Source organism: Streptomyces sp. NPDC058469 (assembly GCF_042721125.1).
In the GTDB taxonomy this organism is placed as follows: Bacteria; Actinomycetota; Actinomycetes; order Streptomycetales; family Streptomycetaceae; genus Streptomyces.
Genome location: NZ_JBHXME010000059.1, coordinates 29,001 through 44,328, shown reverse-complemented (window position 1 = coordinate 44,328; position 15,328 = coordinate 29,001). Strand labels below are relative to the sequence as shown.

General features: G+C 69.0%; 19 protein-coding genes. 11 read left to right on the top strand and 8 right to left on the bottom strand.

Annotated features, from left to right (window positions below):
• Positions 1 to 53: 53 nt before the first annotated feature.
• Together ACFWP5_RS24720 and ACFWP5_RS24715 are read left to right on the top strand one after the other, a co-directional pair.
• Complete coding sequence (locus ACFWP5_RS24720; protein ID WP_384160447.1) at positions 54 to 293, top strand: DUF6458 family protein; 240 nt, start codon at positions 54 to 56, stop codon at positions 291 to 293.
• A gap of 249 nt (positions 294 to 542) precedes the next feature.
• Positions 543 to 791 (top strand): glycosyltransferase, encoded by a 249-nt coding sequence (locus ACFWP5_RS24715; RefSeq protein WP_384160444.1) that lies wholly within the window; start codon positions 543 to 545, stop codon positions 789 to 791.
• A gap of 25 nt (positions 792 to 816) precedes the next feature.
• Here the strand turns inward: ACFWP5_RS24715 and ACFWP5_RS24710 are convergent, their stop codons facing one another.
• Both ACFWP5_RS24710 and ACFWP5_RS24705 read right to left on the bottom strand, forming a co-directional pair.
• On the bottom strand, positions 817 to 2,667 hold the full coding sequence (locus ACFWP5_RS24710; RefSeq protein WP_384160441.1) for a thioredoxin-like domain-containing protein: 1,851 nt from the start codon (positions 2,665 to 2,667) through the stop codon (positions 817 to 819).
• A gap of 61 nt (positions 2,668 to 2,728) precedes the next feature.
• Entirely contained in the window at positions 2,729 to 3,133 is a 405-nt protein-coding gene (locus ACFWP5_RS24705) for a cupin domain-containing protein (RefSeq protein ID WP_384160438.1), read from the bottom strand.
• A 52-nt stretch (positions 3,134 to 3,185) separates the two neighbouring features.
• Here ACFWP5_RS24705 and ACFWP5_RS24700 point away from each other — a divergent pair, with 52 nt between their 5' ends.
• Complete coding sequence (locus ACFWP5_RS24700) at positions 3,186 to 4,196, top strand: helix-turn-helix domain-containing protein (RefSeq protein ID WP_384160435.1); 1,011 nt, start codon at positions 3,186 to 3,188, stop codon at positions 4,194 to 4,196.
• Positions 4,193 to 4,684, top strand: a complete 492-nt coding sequence (locus ACFWP5_RS24695) for an LURP-one-related/scramblase family protein (protein WP_384160432.1) — start codon at positions 4,193 to 4,195, stop codon at positions 4,682 to 4,684. The genes ACFWP5_RS24700 and ACFWP5_RS24695 overlap by 4 nt, the downstream gene beginning before the upstream one ends.
• Here the strand turns inward: ACFWP5_RS24695 and ACFWP5_RS24690 are convergent.
• Entirely contained in the window at positions 4,681 to 5,490 is an 810-nt protein-coding gene (locus tag ACFWP5_RS24690; protein ID WP_384160429.1) for a carbon-nitrogen family hydrolase, read from the bottom strand. The genes ACFWP5_RS24695 and ACFWP5_RS24690 overlap by 4 nt on opposite strands.
• A gap of 230 nt (positions 5,491 to 5,720) precedes the next feature.
• Here ACFWP5_RS24690 and ACFWP5_RS24685 point away from each other — a divergent pair, with 230 nt between their 5' ends.
• Together ACFWP5_RS24685 and ACFWP5_RS24680 are read left to right on the top strand one after the other, a co-directional pair.
• The gene (locus ACFWP5_RS24685) at positions 5,721 to 6,545 is read left to right on the top strand and encodes a maleylpyruvate isomerase family mycothiol-dependent enzyme (RefSeq protein WP_384160426.1); all 825 of its coding nucleotides are present in this window, start codon (positions 5,721 to 5,723) and stop codon (positions 6,543 to 6,545) included.
• Positions 6,546 to 6,613: 68 nt separating this feature from the next.
• Positions 6,614 to 7,354, top strand: a complete 741-nt coding sequence (locus ACFWP5_RS24680) for an SAM-dependent methyltransferase (RefSeq protein WP_384160423.1) — start codon at positions 6,614 to 6,616, stop codon at positions 7,352 to 7,354.
• A 7-nt stretch (positions 7,355 to 7,361) separates the two neighbouring features.
• Here the strand turns inward: ACFWP5_RS24680 and ACFWP5_RS24675 are convergent, their stop codons facing one another.
• Complete coding sequence (locus ACFWP5_RS24675) at positions 7,362 to 8,681, bottom strand: nitrate/nitrite transporter (protein WP_384160420.1); 1,320 nt, start codon at positions 8,679 to 8,681, stop codon at positions 7,362 to 7,364.
• Positions 8,678 to 9,361, bottom strand: coding sequence for a GntR family transcriptional regulator (locus ACFWP5_RS24670; RefSeq protein WP_384160417.1), 684 nt, complete (start codon positions 9,359 to 9,361; stop codon positions 8,678 to 8,680). The genes ACFWP5_RS24675 and ACFWP5_RS24670 overlap by 4 nt, the downstream gene beginning before the upstream one ends.
• A gap of 303 nt (positions 9,362 to 9,664) precedes the next feature.
• On the opposite strand from ACFWP5_RS24670, the gene ACFWP5_RS24665 reads away from it, so the two are divergent.
• Positions 9,665 to 10,576, top strand: a complete 912-nt coding sequence (locus ACFWP5_RS24665; protein ID WP_384160414.1) for a D-alanyl-D-alanine carboxypeptidase family protein — start codon at positions 9,665 to 9,667, stop codon at positions 10,574 to 10,576.
• Positions 10,577 to 10,697: 121 nt separating this feature from the next.
• Here the strand turns inward: ACFWP5_RS24665 and ACFWP5_RS24660 are convergent, their stop codons facing one another.
• Genes ACFWP5_RS24660 through ACFWP5_RS24650 form a run of 3 tightly spaced genes read right to left on the bottom strand, consistent with a single transcriptional unit; the run spans position 10,698 to position 11,962 of the window.
• Positions 10,698 to 10,883, bottom strand: coding sequence for a DUF397 domain-containing protein (locus tag ACFWP5_RS24660; RefSeq protein WP_384160479.1), 186 nt, complete (start codon positions 10,881 to 10,883; stop codon positions 10,698 to 10,700).
• Positions 10,884 to 10,898: 15 nt separating this feature from the next.
• Complete coding sequence (locus ACFWP5_RS24655; protein ID WP_384160411.1) at positions 10,899 to 11,075, bottom strand: DUF397 domain-containing protein; 177 nt, start codon at positions 11,073 to 11,075, stop codon at positions 10,899 to 10,901.
• A gap of 5 nt (positions 11,076 to 11,080) precedes the next feature.
• The gene (locus tag ACFWP5_RS24650) at positions 11,081 to 11,962 is read right to left on the bottom strand and encodes a helix-turn-helix domain-containing protein (RefSeq protein WP_384160408.1); all 882 of its coding nucleotides are present in this window, start codon (positions 11,960 to 11,962) and stop codon (positions 11,081 to 11,083) included.
• 248 nt (positions 11,963 to 12,210) lie between these two features.
• On the opposite strand from ACFWP5_RS24650, the gene ACFWP5_RS24645 reads away from it, so the two are divergent.
• The 4 genes from ACFWP5_RS24645 to ACFWP5_RS24630 all read left to right on the top strand — a co-directional run bounded on the left by ACFWP5_RS24645 (position 12,211) and on the right by ACFWP5_RS24630 (position 15,320).
• Positions 12,211 to 12,702, top strand: a complete 492-nt coding sequence (locus ACFWP5_RS24645; protein ID WP_384160405.1) for an ATP-binding protein — start codon at positions 12,211 to 12,213, stop codon at positions 12,700 to 12,702.
• Positions 12,703 to 12,759: 57 nt separating this feature from the next.
• Positions 12,760 to 13,197: a WXG100 family type VII secretion target gene (locus tag ACFWP5_RS24640; protein WP_384160402.1), complete on the top strand. Its 438-nt coding sequence runs from the start codon at positions 12,760 to 12,762 to the stop codon at positions 13,195 to 13,197.
• A 69-nt stretch (positions 13,198 to 13,266) separates the two neighbouring features.
• Complete coding sequence (locus ACFWP5_RS24635; protein WP_384160400.1) at positions 13,267 to 13,584, top strand: WXG100 family type VII secretion target; 318 nt, start codon at positions 13,267 to 13,269, stop codon at positions 13,582 to 13,584.
• Positions 13,584 to 15,320, top strand: a complete 1,737-nt coding sequence (locus ACFWP5_RS24630) for an RNase A-like domain-containing protein (RefSeq protein ID WP_384160397.1) — start codon at positions 13,584 to 13,586, stop codon at positions 15,318 to 15,320. Before ACFWP5_RS24635 ends, ACFWP5_RS24630 begins: the two co-directional genes overlap by 1 nt.
• Positions 15,321 to 15,328 lie beyond the last annotated feature (8 nt).

Sequence of the window (15,328 nt, the reverse complement as noted above, 5' to 3'; positions counted from 1 at the left end):
CCGGGTACCCGGAGTCGGACCGGAACGAGCGGACCGGCAGGGAGGCGACACTCATGGGCCTGGGCGGATGCATCATTCTCATCGCCGTCGGCGCGATACTCACGTTCGCGACCGACTGGCACATGCAGGGGGTCAATCTCGACCTGGTCGGCGTCATTCTCATGATCGTCGGGCTGATCGGCGTCGTGACGTTCACCAGCATGGCCCGGCGCCGACGTGTGCTGATACCGGGTCAGACGACCGTCGTCGAGGACGACGAGTCGCGCGGCTACCGCGGTGGCTACGGCGCCTGATCCCACGCGGACGGCCAAGGGGCAGGGGTGCCGGATCCACGGCAGCCACGTCATCCACGGCGGATACGTGGACGTACCCCGCACTCGGGCCGAATCACCCGCACAGGACATCCACAGACAACCGTGAGCAATCCGCGACGCGGTTCGCATGGTGGGGTTGTGTGAACACCGTGAAGACTCTGTGCAGGTGAGGGCCCGGGGAGAGGCAGCCCCGGGCCCGTCTCACGATCGCCATGGGGGGCCGCTGCCGTGCTCGAACCACGGCTGGTGGTCCTGATCCCGGCCCACAACGAAGCGGACCGCATCGGTGCCGCGATCGAGGGCCTGTGGCGGCAGACCCGTAAGCCGGACCTCATCGTCGTCGTCACCGACAACTGCACCGACCACGCTGGTGGCGGCGGGCCTGGCGCTCTACAAGCCGGCGCCGCGCCCGCGCCGCCGCTGAGCCTGTCGGTCCCTACAGGTCCTTGTCGGGCCCTGTCGGTCCCCCGTCACTGATCTGATGGTCGGCTGATCCCCCGTTTCAGGCGTCCTGGTCGTCCATGCCGGCCAGCACGAGGGGGAGACGGTCCGCCCCGCCGTCGGTGAGGCGGACCGGGACGCCCCAGTCCTGCTGGTGGACGTGGCAGGCGGGGTACTCGTTGGCGGGGTCGTCGTCGCAGGACGCCGCCATCGCCGAGACGTGCAACACGCCTTCCGCCACGGCCGGGTCGAGGGTCAGGGCGCGGTTCAGGTCCGTGCCCGCGCCCTCACCTTCGACGAGCAGCTCGGGCGGGGTCGCGGAGACGAGCAGCCGGGTCGAGGGGCCGTAGCGGGTGTCGAGCTTCTGGCCCGCCGGGGCCTGGAAGACGACGTCCAACCGCAGCTCACCGGGGGCGACTTCGGTGGCAGCGCGCTGGGTGCGATGGGCGACGGACTCGACCCGCACCGCCTCTTCCGGCAGGCGCAGCCGGGTCAGCCGGTGCCGGGCCGACTCGACGACCAGGATCTCGTCACCGACGAGCACGGCATCGCTCGGCTCCCTCAAGTCCGTGGCCAGCGTGGTGACTTCGCCGGTCGCGGGGTCGTAGCGGCGCAGGGCGTGGTTGTACGTGTCGCTGATTGCGACCGAGCCGTCCGGGAGCGCGGTGACGCCCAACGGGTGCTGGAGCAGCGCCTGTTCGGCCGGTCCGTCGCGGTGTCCGAAGTCGAAGAGTCCGGTGCCGACGGCGGTGTGGACGGCGCCGTCGAGGTCCACCCAGCGCAGGGCGGACGTCTCGGAGTCGGCCAGCCACAGCCGGTCGGCGGTCGCGGCGAGTCCCGAGGGCTGCGCGAACCAGGCCTCGGGGCCGGGCCCGTCGACGAGCCCCTCGTTGGTGGTGCCGGCGGTGACGGCGACGGTGTCATCGGTGGGGTCGGCGGCGGGGTCGTAGGCCCAGAGCTGGTGGACGCCGGCCATGGCGATCCACACCTTGCCCTGCCACCAGGCCACGTCCCAGGGGGACGAGAGGCTGACCTCGCGCGCGGGCCCCGAGGTGGGCTCGCCCTGCATCCACTGACGGCCGGTGCCCGCGAGGGTGGTCACGGCACCGGTGGCGAGGTCGAGCCGCCGCAGGGCGTGGTTCACGGTGTCGGCGACGACGACGGAGCCGTCGTCGAGGAGGGCGAGGCCCTGCGGTTCGTTGAAGGTGACGGAGTCGCCCGAACCGTCGTGCAGGCCGCGCGCACCGGAACCGATCCGGCGTACGACCGTCTCCCCGTCCGCCGCCAGCTCGACCAGCTGATGCCGGGTGGTGTCGCTGACCAGGAAGTTGCCGGACGGCAGGGCCAGCGCCTTGCCGGGGAAACGCAGCACCGTCGGCTCCGGCTCCGGTGCCACGTACGGACCGTCGCCGCGCCGGAGCGTGCCCTTCGCCGTGTGCTCGGTCTCCAGCTCCGTCACCAGGCGCTCGATGGCGTGCGCGTGCCCCTCGCCCGCGTGCTGCGCGACGACGTACCCCTCCGGGTCGACGACGACCAGCGTCGGCCAGGCGCGGACGGCGTACTGCTTCCAGGTCGCCAACTCCGGGTCGTCGAGCACGGGATGCTCGACGCCGTACCGCTCGATCGCGTCCACGACCGCCTGGTGCTCGGCCTCGTGCACGAACTTCGGCGAGTGCACGCCGATGATCACCACCGTGTCCCGGTGCTTCTCCTCCAGCTCACGGAGTTCGTCGAGGACGTGCAGGCAGTTGATGCAGCAGAAGGTCCAGAAATCCAGGATGACGATGCGTCCCCGCAGGTCGGCGAGGGTGTACTGCTTCTCGCCCGTGTTCAGCCAGCCGCCCTTGCCGGTCAGCTCGGGGGCGCGGACGCGGGCTCGTCGGGGAGTGGGGGCCGGGGATGCATCGGTCATGGATCAAGAGTGCCACTCTCCCCCACTGCCTTAAGGGCGCGGGGGGACCCCCGTCTGACAGTCACGCCAGCGCGTGCCCCGTCGTGGCGTCCACGTGGTCCGGTACGGCCTCGTGGTGGTCGCCGACCGAGAGGGTGCCCGTCGGTTCGAGGACGAGGATCTCGGTGGGGACGGGGGCGTAGGGCTTGTGTTCGGTGCCGCGCGGGACCGTGAAGACGGAGCCCTTGGGGAGCACGACCGTGCGTTCGCCGGAGCCTGCCGACTCCCGTAGGGCGATGTGCAGTTCGCCGTCCAGGACCAGGAAGAACTCGTCGGTGTGGTCGTGGGTGTGCCAGAGGTGTTCGCCCTCGACCTTCGCGACGCGTACGTCGTAGTCGTTGACGGTGGTGACGATGCGGGGGCTCCACCGGTCGGTGAAGGAGGCGAGGGCGGCGGGCAGGGAGACGGGTTCCGTGGTGGTCGTCATGAAGTCATCGTCGGGGGTGGTGGGGGCGCCCTGCGAGTGCTAGGAATCGCACATGCCGCAAGGATCCTCTCAGCGTCCTCCGTCGCAGCCCCACCGTGTCGCGGTGATCGTCGACGAGGGCACCAACCCCTTCGAGGTGGGTGTCGCCACCGAGCTGTTCGGACTGCCCCGGCCCGAACTCGGCCTGCCCGGGCCGCTGTACGAGGTGCTGGTGTGCACGCCCGCGCGTGAGGTGCGGATGAACCACGGGTTCTTCACCCTCACCGGAGCGCACGGTCTCGACGCGGTGGACACGGCGGACACCCTCGTCGTGCCGGGCCGGCCCGACAACGTCGTACCGCGCGGTGCCGCCGTCCTGGACGCCATCCGGCGCACCCACGCGCGCGGGGCCCGTGTCATGAGCCTGTGCACCGGGAGTTTCGCGCTCGCCGAGGCCGGGCTGCTGGACGGGCGCCGGGCCACGACCCACTGGATGTGGGCCGACCGTTTCCGCACCCTGCACCCGCGCGTGCGGCTCGAACCGGACGTCCTCTTCGTGGACGAGGGGGACATCCTCACCGCCTCCGGCAGCGCCGCCGCGCTCGACCTCGGGCTGCATGTCGTACGGCGGGACCACGGCGCCGAGATCGCCAACGCGGTGTCCAGGAGGCTCGTTTTCGCGGCCCACCGGGACGGGGGGCAACGGCAGTTCGTGGAGCGGCCGTTGCCCGACGTACCGGACGAGTCCCTGGCCCCGCTGCTCGCGTGGGCGCAGGAGCGGCTGGGCGAGCCCCTGACCGTGGCCGGTCTGGCGGCCCGGGCGGCGGTCAGCCCGGCGACCCTGCACCGGCGCTTCCGGGCGCAGCTCGGGACGACGCCGTTGGCGTGGCTGACCGGGGAGCGGGTGGCGCTGGCGTGCCGGTTGATCGAGCGCGGGGAGGAACGGCTGGACGTGGTCGCGGCGAGGTGCGGCCTGGGCACCGGCGCGAACCTGCGGGTGCGGCTGCGGCGGGAGACCGGATTGAGCCCGTCGGCCTATCGGCGGCGTTTCGGACCGGCTGCCGGGGAAGCCGTAAGGGCATGAGATTCCTCGTACGCGATCGGATCCTCGGCTTCGGTGAGGATTACTGGATCGAGGACCAGCACGGCAACAAGGTGTTCCTGGTCGACGGCAAGGCCATGCGGATCAGGGACACCTTCGAGCTGAAGGACACGCACGGGCGCGTGCTCATCGACATCCACAAGAAGATGCTCGCCCTGCGCGACACGATGGTCATCGAACGGGACGGTGAGCCCCTGGCGACCATCAGACACAAGCGGTTCTCACTGCTGCGCAACCACTACAAGGTGTCCCTGGTCGACGGCACCGAACTCGACGTCAGCGGCAAGGTCCTCGACCGCGAGTTCGGCGTCGACTACGACGGCGAACTCCTCGCCCAGATCTCCCGCCGCTGGCTCCACATCCGGGAGACCTACGGCGTCGACATCGTCCGGGACGACGCCGACGCGGCACTCCTGATCGCGGTAGCGGTATGCGTGATCCACCTGGCGGAGAAGGAACGGGAGGACTAGGGCTCCCGTCCCAGTACGCGGTCCTTGAGGGCCGGGAACTGTTCCCGGGTCGTCGCGACCTTCGCCGGGTCGAAGTCCACCGTGAGGATCTCCTCGCCCGCGCCCGCCTCCGCGAGAACCTCGCCCCAAGGGTCGACCACGATCGAGTGACCCGCCTGGGGAACTCCGGCGTGTGTACCGGCCGTTCCGCATGCGAGGACGAACGACTGGTTCTCGACCGCGCGGGCCTGGGCCAGGAGGGTCCAGTGGGAGCGGCGGCGCTCGGGCCAGCCCGCGGGGAGGACGAGGGTCTCGGCGCCGGCGTCGACGAGGCCGCGGAAGAGTTCGGGGAAACGGAGGTCGTAGCAGGTGGCCAGACCCAGGGTCGTCTCGGGCAGACGGACCGTCACCAGTTCGCTGCCCGCGCCCATCAGCACGGCCTCGCCCTTGTCGAAGCCGAAGCGGTGGATCTTGCGGTAGGCGGCGGCCAGTTCACCGGAGGGAGAGAAGACGAGGGACGTGTTGTAGAGGGGGCCTTCCCCCGCGGCGGAGCCGCCGTCAGACGCAGTCCGTTCGGGGATCGAGCCCGCGTGCAGCCATACGCCCGCGTCGCTCGCCGCCTTGGCCATCGCCTCGTAGGTCGGCCCCTCCAGCGGCTCGGCCTCGTCGGCGAACCGCTCGTAGGCGAACGCGCCCGTGGTCCACAGCTCCGGCAGGACGACGAGATCGGCACCGGCCTGCTCGCGGACGAGCGATGCCACCCGACCCCGACGAGATTCGACCGATTCGCCCTCTTCTACGGCGATCTGGATGAGGGAGGCGCGCACACTACCACCGTCCTGGCATTCGAGCCGTTCACACGGGCCTACGATCGTCACACGAAAGCACTGCCGAGGTGCCTCACAGCAGCGTAACTTGGGGGTCCCCCCAGGCTCGAGCGCAGTCGAGAACTGGGGGAGTTTCAAGACACCCGCCGACAGCCACCTCCCGCTGGCAACGCCGCCATCACCAGACCTGTACCGCCTGACCTGTACCGACCGCCGAGGGGTCCCGTTCCGTGAGTCTGCATCCCACTCTCCAGCCCTACGCCGACGCCTGGACCCACTCCATCGAATCGATATCCGAGCTGGTGACCCCGCTCGTGGAGGGAGAGTGGAACCGGCGAACGCCGTGCCCGGGCTGGTCGGTGCGTGACGTGGTCTCGCATGTCATCGGGCTGGACAACGAGATGCTCGGCGACCCGCGCCCCATCCACACCCTCCCGCGCGACCTCTACCACGTCACCAACGAGCACCAGCGGTACATGGAGATGCAGGTCGACGTACGACGCCACCACACGGCGCCGGAGATGACGTCGGAGCTGGAGTACACGATCATCCGCCGCAACCGGCAGCTGCGGAACGAGTCACGCGACCCCGGCACGAAGGTGCGCGGCCACGTCAGCACCGAGGTCACGCTCGAAGAGTCGATGCGGAACCACGCGTTCAACGTGTGGGTGCACGAGCAGGATCTGCGCGCCGCCCTCGGCCGCCCCGGCAACCTGGACTCGCCCGGCGCGCACATCGCCCGTGACGTGCTCCTCGCCGCGCTCCCGAAGGTGGTCGCCGACGACTCGGGCGCACCGCGCAGTTCGGCGGTCGTCTTCGACGTGCACGGCCCGATCGAGTTCCTCCGTACGATCCGCGTCGACATCCAGGGCCGCGGCTCCCTGGAGACGGCCCCCGCGCTCGGCCCCGCCGCGACCCTGATCCTCGACTGGGAGACGTACGTGCGGCTGGCCTGCGGGCGGGTCGCCCTCGGCACGGTGGCGGACCGCGTCAAGGCGGACGGCGATCCGGAGCTGTCGGCGTCGATACTGCGGAACTTCACGGTCACGAAGTAGCAGCGGCGGGGCGGAAATTCGTTGTTGGCGGCCGACCATCTGTCGCTGGCCTCCGCCGCGTGCCTGACGTGACGCCAGCAACCGGGAACACAACGCCCACCGAGGTGGACGACGGGCCTCCCCGGCTCACCCGCCTCGCCTTTCACAACCCGCTCTCCGAGGCGCGCGCCGCCGGGATCGTGCGGCGACTGGCCGGTACGGGACCGCGCACGGTGCTCGACCTCGGGTGCGGCTGGGGCGAGTTGATGCTCCGGGTCCTGGCCGCCGTACCGGAAGCGCGGGGTGTCGGGGCGCGGGGGCTCGCGGAGCGGGTCGAGTTCGTCGAGGAGTCGGCCGTGGGGACGGTGCGCGGGCCGGCCGATCTGGTGCTGTGTCTGGGCGCGAGCCATGCCCTGAGCGCCGAGGAGCCTCCCCGGCACACCGTCGAGGCCCTGCCCGAGTTGCGGCGGCTCGTCGTCGACGGGGGGCGTGTGATGCTCGGTGAGGGGTTCTGGCAACGCCCGCCGACCCCGGCCGAGTTGGCCGGCATGTGGCCGGGGGCGCGTGCCGACGAGCACCACGATCTGGCGATGCTCGTCGACCTCGCGGTGGCGGCCGGTTTCCGTCCCGAGTGGGTCGAGACGGCGAACGCGGACGAGTGGGAGGAGTTCGAGTCGGGGTACCAGGCGGACGCGGAGGTGTGGCTCGCCGGGCACGGCGACCATCCGCTGGCCGCAGCGACCCGCGAGCGCCTCGACCGGCACCGGTCCCAGTGGATGAGCTACCGGGGCGTGTTGGGGATCGCCTACCTCACGCTCGTACCGGCCTGAAAGAGGCTCACGCCGGCACGTGCACCGTCTCCACCCGGCTCGCCACCAGCCGTTCGCTCTCGCGGCGGGCCGCCCGGCGCCGTAGCCGGAGGATCTGGCTGACGCCGATCGCCTGGAGCAGGAAGATCACCGAGAAGGCGATCGAGTAGTTGTCGCCGGTCGCGTCGAGGAGCACACCGACCGCGAACAGGGTCGTCATCGAGGCCACGAAACCACCCATGTTGGTGATTCCGGAGGCGGTGCCCTGACGCTCCGGCGGGTTGGCCGGGCGGGCGAAGTCGAAGCCGAGCATCGAGGCGGGTCCACAGGAGCCGAGCACGGTGCACAGCACGATCAGCAGCCACATCGGCGCGTGGTCACCGGGGTAGAGAAGCGTGACCGCCCACACGAGCGCCGTCGCGCCGACCGTGCCGAGCGCCAGTGGCAGCCGCCCGGTGTGGTGCCGGGCGACGATCTGGCCGTAGACCAGGCCGACCAGCATGTTGGACAGGACGACGAGGGTGAGGAGTTCGCCGGCGGTGGCGCGGGACAGGCCCTGGGCCTGGACCAGGAACGGCAGGCCCCACAGGAGCAGGAACACCATCGCCGGGAACTGGGTGGTGAAGTGCACCCAGAGGCCCAGACGGGTGCCGGGTTCGCGCCAGGAGGCGGCGATCTGGCGGCGGACGTAGGCCGCGCCGCGGTGCGGGGAGGGGGCCGGTTCGTGGCCCTCCGGGTGGTCCTTCAGGAAGAGCAGGAGCAGGACGAGGACTACGACGCCTGCGAGCGCGCTGCCCGCGAAGGCGGCCGTCCAGCCGATGCCGTGCAGCAGGCGGGCGATCACCAGCGTGGAGACGAGGTTTCCGGCCATTCCCGCGAGGCCCGCGAGCTGCGCGACCATCGGGCCGCGCCGCGCCGGGAACCAGCGGGTGCCGAGCCGCAGCACGCTGATGAACGTCATCGCGTCACCACAGCCGAGCAGCGCGCGGGAGGCGAGGGCGGTGCCGTAGGAGGGCGAGAAGGCGAAGCCCAGCTGGCCGGCGGTGAAGAGGACCACGCCGATGGTCAGCACCTTCTTGGTGCCGAGGCTGTCGACGAGGAGGCCGACGGGTATCTGCATGCCCGCGTAGACCAGCAGTTGGAGGATCGAGAACGTCGACAGGGCCGAGGCGTTGACGTGGAAACGCTCGGCGGCGTCGAGGCCGGCGACACCGAGGGACGTACGGAAGATGACGGCGACGAAGTAGACGGAGACGCCGATGCCCCACACAGCGAGGGCGCGCCGGCCGCCGGGCGGATCACCGGGCAGGGATATCGCGGAAGCGGAACTCGAACTGCCGCTGCTCATCGGACCTCGCCCCGAGCCAGGTGGGAGAACCAGTCGACGTGCTGATGGACGATCCCGGCGGCCGCCTCGGCGTCGCCGGTGCGCAGCGCGTCGAGGATCGCCGCGTGCTCGGTGAGGGTCTTGGCGATGCGGTCGGGGTGCGAGTGCATGATGGCGACGCCCATCCGCAGCTGCCGGTCGCGGAGTTGGTCGTAGAGCCGGGAGAGGATCTCGTTGCCGCCGCTGCGGACGATCTCGGCGTGGAAGCAGCGGTCGGTGACGGCGGCGCCGGCGAGGTCCCCGGCGGCGGCCTGTTCCTTCTGCCGGTCGAGGAGTTCTTCGAGCCGGGCGATGAGCGTCGGCGACGCCGGTACGACCTTGCGGACCGCGTGCTGCTCCACGAGCATCCGGGTCTCCACCACGTCCGCGATCTCCTGCGAGGAGACGGGCAGGACCAGGGCGCCCTTCTTCGGGTAGAGCCGGATCAGCCCCTCGACCTCCAGCCGCAGCAGCGCCTCGCGCACGGGCGTCCGTGACACTCCGACAGCCTCGGCGAGCTCGCCCTCGGTGAGGAGGGTGCCGCCCTCGTAACGCCGGTCCAGGACACCCTGCTTGACGTGGGTGTAGACGCGGTCGGCGGCGGGGGGTTGCTTGACGGCGGGTGGTGAGGCGAGGGACGGAGACGGGGACGGGTACGGCATGAGGACAGCATAGATACAACACGTACGCATGAGGACGGGCGTCCAGGATGCGGACGGAAGCGGGGCGGAAGTCGGACGGGACCAGACGGAACCGAGGGACGCCGGGGGCGCGTCTACGGGGGTGCGTCCACGGCGTGAGTTTCCGCGGCCGGTTCTCGGGGGCGTTTCACACATTCGGGGAACCCGGCGCAGCAACCGCACAACCTTCTGTGCTACTTACGTGTCACACACGTGCGGCCCTTCCTTTCCCCCCTCCAACTGGGCCGCTCCTCAGGGGCATTCAACGTATTCGGGGTACCTCAGTTGATTACTGCCATTACCGGCATCAAGGGCAGCCGCTTCCGCAGAGCCGCCGCGGTCACCGTGACCGCAGGCGCCGTGCTCGCGACCGGGGCCCTGACCGCGGCACCCGCGCAGGCTGTCACGACGCCGTCGATCGTGGCCAAGGGCGGCTTTGTGATGAACAACGCCACCGGCAAGTCGCTCTACACGAAGGCCGCGGACACCAAGCGGTCGACGGGCTCCACCACGAAGATCATGACCGCGAAGGTCGTGCTCTCCCAGTCGAACCTCAACCTCGACGCCAAGGTCACCATCCAGAAGGCGTACAGCGACTACATCGTCGCCAACACCGCCTCCTCCGCCCACCTGATCGTCGGCGACAAGGTCACCGTCCGCCAGCTCCTCTACGGCCTGATGCTCCCGTCGGGCTGCGACGCGGCGTACGCGCTGGCCGACAAGTTCGGCGCGGGCTCGACGCGGGCCGCGCGCGTGAAGTCGTTCATCGGGAAGATGAACTCGACGGCGAAGTCGCTGGGCCTGACGAACACGAAGTTCGACTCGTTCGACGGCATCGGCAACGGCAACAACTACTCGACGCCGCGCGACCTGACGAAGCTCGCCAGCAACGTGATGAAGAACGCCACGTTCAAGACGGTCGTCAAGACCAAGTCGTACAAGGCCAAGACGATCACCAAGACCGGCAGCACCCGCACGATGGCTGCCTGGACCAACACGAACACCCTGCTCAGCAGCTACAGCGGCACCATCGGCGTGAAGACCGGCTCCGGCCCCGAGGCCAAGTACTGCCTCGTCTTCGCCGCCACCCGCAACGGCAAGACGGTCATCGGCACGGTCCTCGCGTCGACGTCGGTCACCCAGCGCGAGACGGACGCGAAGAAGCTCCTCAACTACGGCTTCGCAAAGATCGGCTGACGTTCGGTCAGCTCGCTTTTATTCGGTACGGAAGGGGCCTGCCGCATGCCAGCGGCGGGCCCTTCGTCGTGGTCCCGCCGGGAGGGTGGGGCGCGAAAGTGTGACAGTTCGGGTGGAAGTGTCACACTTTCATGGGGGAGGTCGCCGCGTGTGGGGTAAACGCCGCCCAGGCTGAGGGGGCGACCTGGAGTATCGGTCCGTTCGGTTCCTTGGAGTCGCGGACGGCGATGGTGGTGGGGAGGTTGCGGGCGACTTCAACGCATTCCTGGCCGGCGTTCCCGCCGCTGTAACTGGACTTGACGAACACGAAGCGGAGCACGGTCTACAGGTCTCTGGTGAATGCCGCCCATGCATTGCGGGTGAGCCGGAGTATCGACCCGTCCACGTCCTTCGAGTCACGAACGACCACCGCGCCAGGAGCATTGCGGGCGACTTCGACGCACTGTTGTCCAGCATCTCCGCCGCTGTAGCTGGACTTGACGAACACGAACTCTGTCACCGGATCTACATCTCCTTGCGAATGGCTTCGATCAGGTCGAGAGCGTTGCGCTCCGCAAGTCCCACCCGTGCGATGCGGTCGAAGATCCGACCGTGCCGGGCTGCGTCATCCTCGCTCTCCAACCAGAGCGTAGAAGAGGGTACGTCCATGTGTACGACGTCCAGGGCACCAGGTTCGGCGAACGAGACAATGCTGAACGCGCCGATCATGCCCGGGTTGGCACCTGCCAGATAGGGCACCACCTGCAAAGTCACCGTGCCCGTGCGCGCCAGATCCAGCAGATGCCCGAGCTGCTCCTTCATCACGGCACGGCCGCCCACGAGTTGGCGTAGCGCTCCCTCGTGCACCACAGCCCACAACTCCAGTGGCCGCTCCGAACGCAGTCGAGCCTGACGAGCCAGCCTGGCCTCCACGAAGGGCTCGATCTCGCCCGGGTCCTCCCACGATCCCGCACCGACGGCCACCGCCCGCGCGTAGTCCGGGGTCTGCAACAGGCCGGGAACAAAGGCGAGTTCCCAGGTACGCATGCTGGTGGCGATGTCCTCCAGTGCCACGTACTCGACCATCGCGGAAAGCTGCGGGTACTGGTTCCACCAACCACGAGCCTTGCGTCTCTCACGGTCCGTCCTCGCAAGGGTCAGCAACCGCCCGATCACCGGCTCGGCCGTCTCGCCGTACAGGTGACAGAGCGCGCGAATGTCCGGGTCGCGAACCGGCACCTGCCCGCGCTCCATCTTCGCGACCTTGGCCACCGACGCCGACAACGCCTCGGCGGCATGCGCCTGACGCAGCCCCCGCACCTCACGCATGCGAAGCAGTTCACCGCCCAGCCGCCGCGCCAGCACGGTCGACACGGACACCCCGCGATCAGGGTTCCGACCTGCCATCTCGCGCTCCCTCCCGACGAGTTGGTCACAGTCTGTGCCGTCGTCGCACTGCGAGCAAGCAAGTTCGAGTAGAAATTTATGGCCTCATACTTGCTGGCCAACCCCGCGCGCCGCTACCGTCAGTACCGAACCACCCACCCAGCGACACCAGTTGGTGGAAGTGCACCACGCTGCCCGCACCCGGTGCAGCACGGCAGAGCCACCCCACCTGGCCCTCGTCCCCCCATCGCACAAGGAGGTGCGCCCCGGTGACCGACTCCTGTCCTCCCGGACTCCCCAAGCCCTACGGCCCGTACGACCACTACGACGCCGTCACCTACACCCCGTACCCGATCAACATCCCCCGCGCCCGCAGACACGTCGCCCACCTCACCACCACCTGGGGACATCCCCACTCCGCCGGCGACGCGGCGCTCCTGGCAAGGGAGTTGTGCACGAACGCCTTACTTCACGGGTGCCTGCGGGACCGCCTGTTCCGTGTGGAGACGTCCTTCACCGGCAACGCACTGCGCGTCGCGGTCACCGACCCGAGAGGTGAGCGGTTCCCGTACCCCCAAACCTCCAGCCCCGACGACCAGTTCGGCCGGGGCCTGCTCATCGTCCGTACGCTGGCCGCCCGTTGGGCCGTGGAGAAGCTCACCGTCGGCAAGACCGTCTGGGCGGAGTTGGACATCCCGAAACATCCAACGGAGCCCGCCCCACGCCGACTTGAAGGCTTCCGAAATCCCTGTCGTCCGTAGGATCATTGCAACCGCAAGTGCCATGTGATGCCGACGTGACGGGGACGGGGATACGGCATGACAGTGCCCGGAATCGGTGAGGGCGGAGGCGGGGGCGGCGGCCCCGACCTGCACGTCACGTCCACCGACCTCACCAAGCTCGCCGGCGACCTCGACGACATGCAGGACCACCTCGACAAGCAGGTCAGGCGCATGGACGCGATCGTCGACCGCATCGAGGCCGGCTGGCGCGGCCCGGCGGCGACGGCGTACCGCGAGTTCCACCGCGCGGCGACCGAGGACGCCGTACGCATCCGCGAAGTGATGAAGCTGCTGGAGCAGGCCGTGCGAATGAGCCGGGACGGCTTCTCCGCGCACGACATCGAGGTGCTGGAGCGGATGCGGAAGATCCAGGTGAACGTCGGCAGCGAGGTCGACAAGCTGTCCACGCCCAACGTGGAGGCGACAGGAGATACGCCGACGCCGCCGCCCCGCAGCAGCCTCGACTCCTTCTGATCCTTCCGCACGCGAGCCGTCAAGTGCCCAGCGCCCAGCCGTAGTTGCCGACCGATATCCAGGGGGATCATGTCGACCGGGGCTTCCGCCGACGACGACCACATAGCCGTCTCCTTCGCCACGCTCCACGACCTCGCCGCCGAGCTGGAGGACATCCTCAAGCAGCTCAACGGCAAACTCGACGACCTCTACGACCGCGCCGAACCGGTCGTCCTGTCATGGAAGGGCGAGGCCCGCGAGGTCTTCGTCCAGAAGCTCGACGAGTGGGACCGCTCGGCGCAGGATCTGCAGGCCGCGCAGAAGTGGCTGCACTCATATGTCACCACCGGTCACTCGAACTACGCGGCGGCTCATCGGGCGGTGCTGCGCGGCTGGGGAGCGGCCTGATGACAGACCGCCCCGGTGACGCCGAACGCCAGCAGGAACGCGACCAGTTGAAGACGGCCGCGCCGAACGCCGGTGGCGGCTTCGACGTACAGCCGCCGCACCTCTACTACTCGTCGGCGGTGGTGCGCGACGGACAGTTCGACTACGACAAGGGAGCCACCCGACTGGTCGGCGCACTCAATGAGTACAGCCAGTCGGCCGGCACCGGATGGGGCCCGGACTCCTTCGCCAACGTCTACATGCAGATCGCCGAGAAGTTCGTCAAGGTCTGGGCGACCAGCGTGCTGAGCGTGGGCGGTGTCGCGGTCGGTCTGACCGTGACCGCCAACAACTACCAGGCGGCGGACTGGTCTTCACGCGGTATGTACGGACCGCCGCCCCGCCGCACCCCGCCGGCCGTCATCGACAGACAGCCCGACTACGGGAAGATCAACGACATCAAGTGGTCCGGGACAGGCGAGGACGCCGACTCGTGGGCCATCTCCGGGGCACTCGGTGAGATCCCGGACTTCCTCGCGGACGTCATGCGGCCCGCCATCGAGTACGGGCTCAACCTCGGCAAGACCCACGAGATCACCCCGGGCGCACGCGACGACGACCTCAAGGGGATGGCCACCGCATGGCGAGAGACGGCGGGCACCGTGCTGAAGGCGGGCGACAACTTCACCGCCGCCATCGACTACATGACCGATCCACAGGGCAACAGCGAATGGCAGGGCGCGATGAAGTCGTTCTGCCAGGCGATCTGGGGGACCACCGCCTGGGGCCGCAACCGTGACGCGCGGGGCAACATCGCGCAGCAGGGCGGCCGCAGTTGGAAGACCTCGGGAACGGTGGCACCCGCGCAACGCCGCCCGATCCTGGAGGTGCTGCACCACACCGCCGACACCGTCCAAAAGACCTGCGCCGACCTGGCCCTGGTCGTGCGCACCTGCCGGACGACCACCGAGAACCTCGCCAAGACGGCGGCTAAGGGGATGGTCGTGGACCTGACGACCGGACTCGACCCGCTGGAACTGTTCAAACTCGCGGCCACCGACATGTTCGGCGAGTTGGTGATGGCCTTCCGCAGGCACATGGACCGGCAGGCCGCGGACAAGGCCGTCGAGATCTACCAGCAGGCTTTCAGCGACGCCGCTGCCAAACTCCTCGAACTGGACTGGGAGTTGGACGAGGCGCTCCGGAGCGCGCCCACGTTCGACGCGGAGGAGGCCAGGGCCGAGGCCTTCGGCGCGCGTGCGCTCAACGACTTCAAGAAGGAACACAAGTGGACCGTGCCGAACGATTCGGCGGGAAACCACAGGTATCCCCTCGACCTGGCGAACCAGGAATACATCGAGAACTCGCACGGCGTCGACAAGCACATCGGGAAAACCGACGCACAGCTCGTGCAGCGGTTGCGCGACCAGAGCAACATTCCTGCGGCATCCACCTTCAAGAATCTGGCTGATGCCCAGAAGTTCACACAGCTGGCCATCGACAAGAACCAGGACGCGATCAGGGACTACCTGAACAGCGGGCCTCCGTATCAACCGTCGAACAAGCCCTTCTTCTACCGTGATGCCCAAGGCCCGGTGACCGGCAGCAGCATTACCAAGGACGAGTACCAGCAAGCAATCAGTTCGCATCGTGAGCCGAACGTGGTCCAGTCTCACGGCGTGCAGATCCGAGTAAAACCCGCCCCGGGCATGGACCCGCCGTTCACGCTCATCACCTCCACGCCCACAGACAACTGAGGAACGAC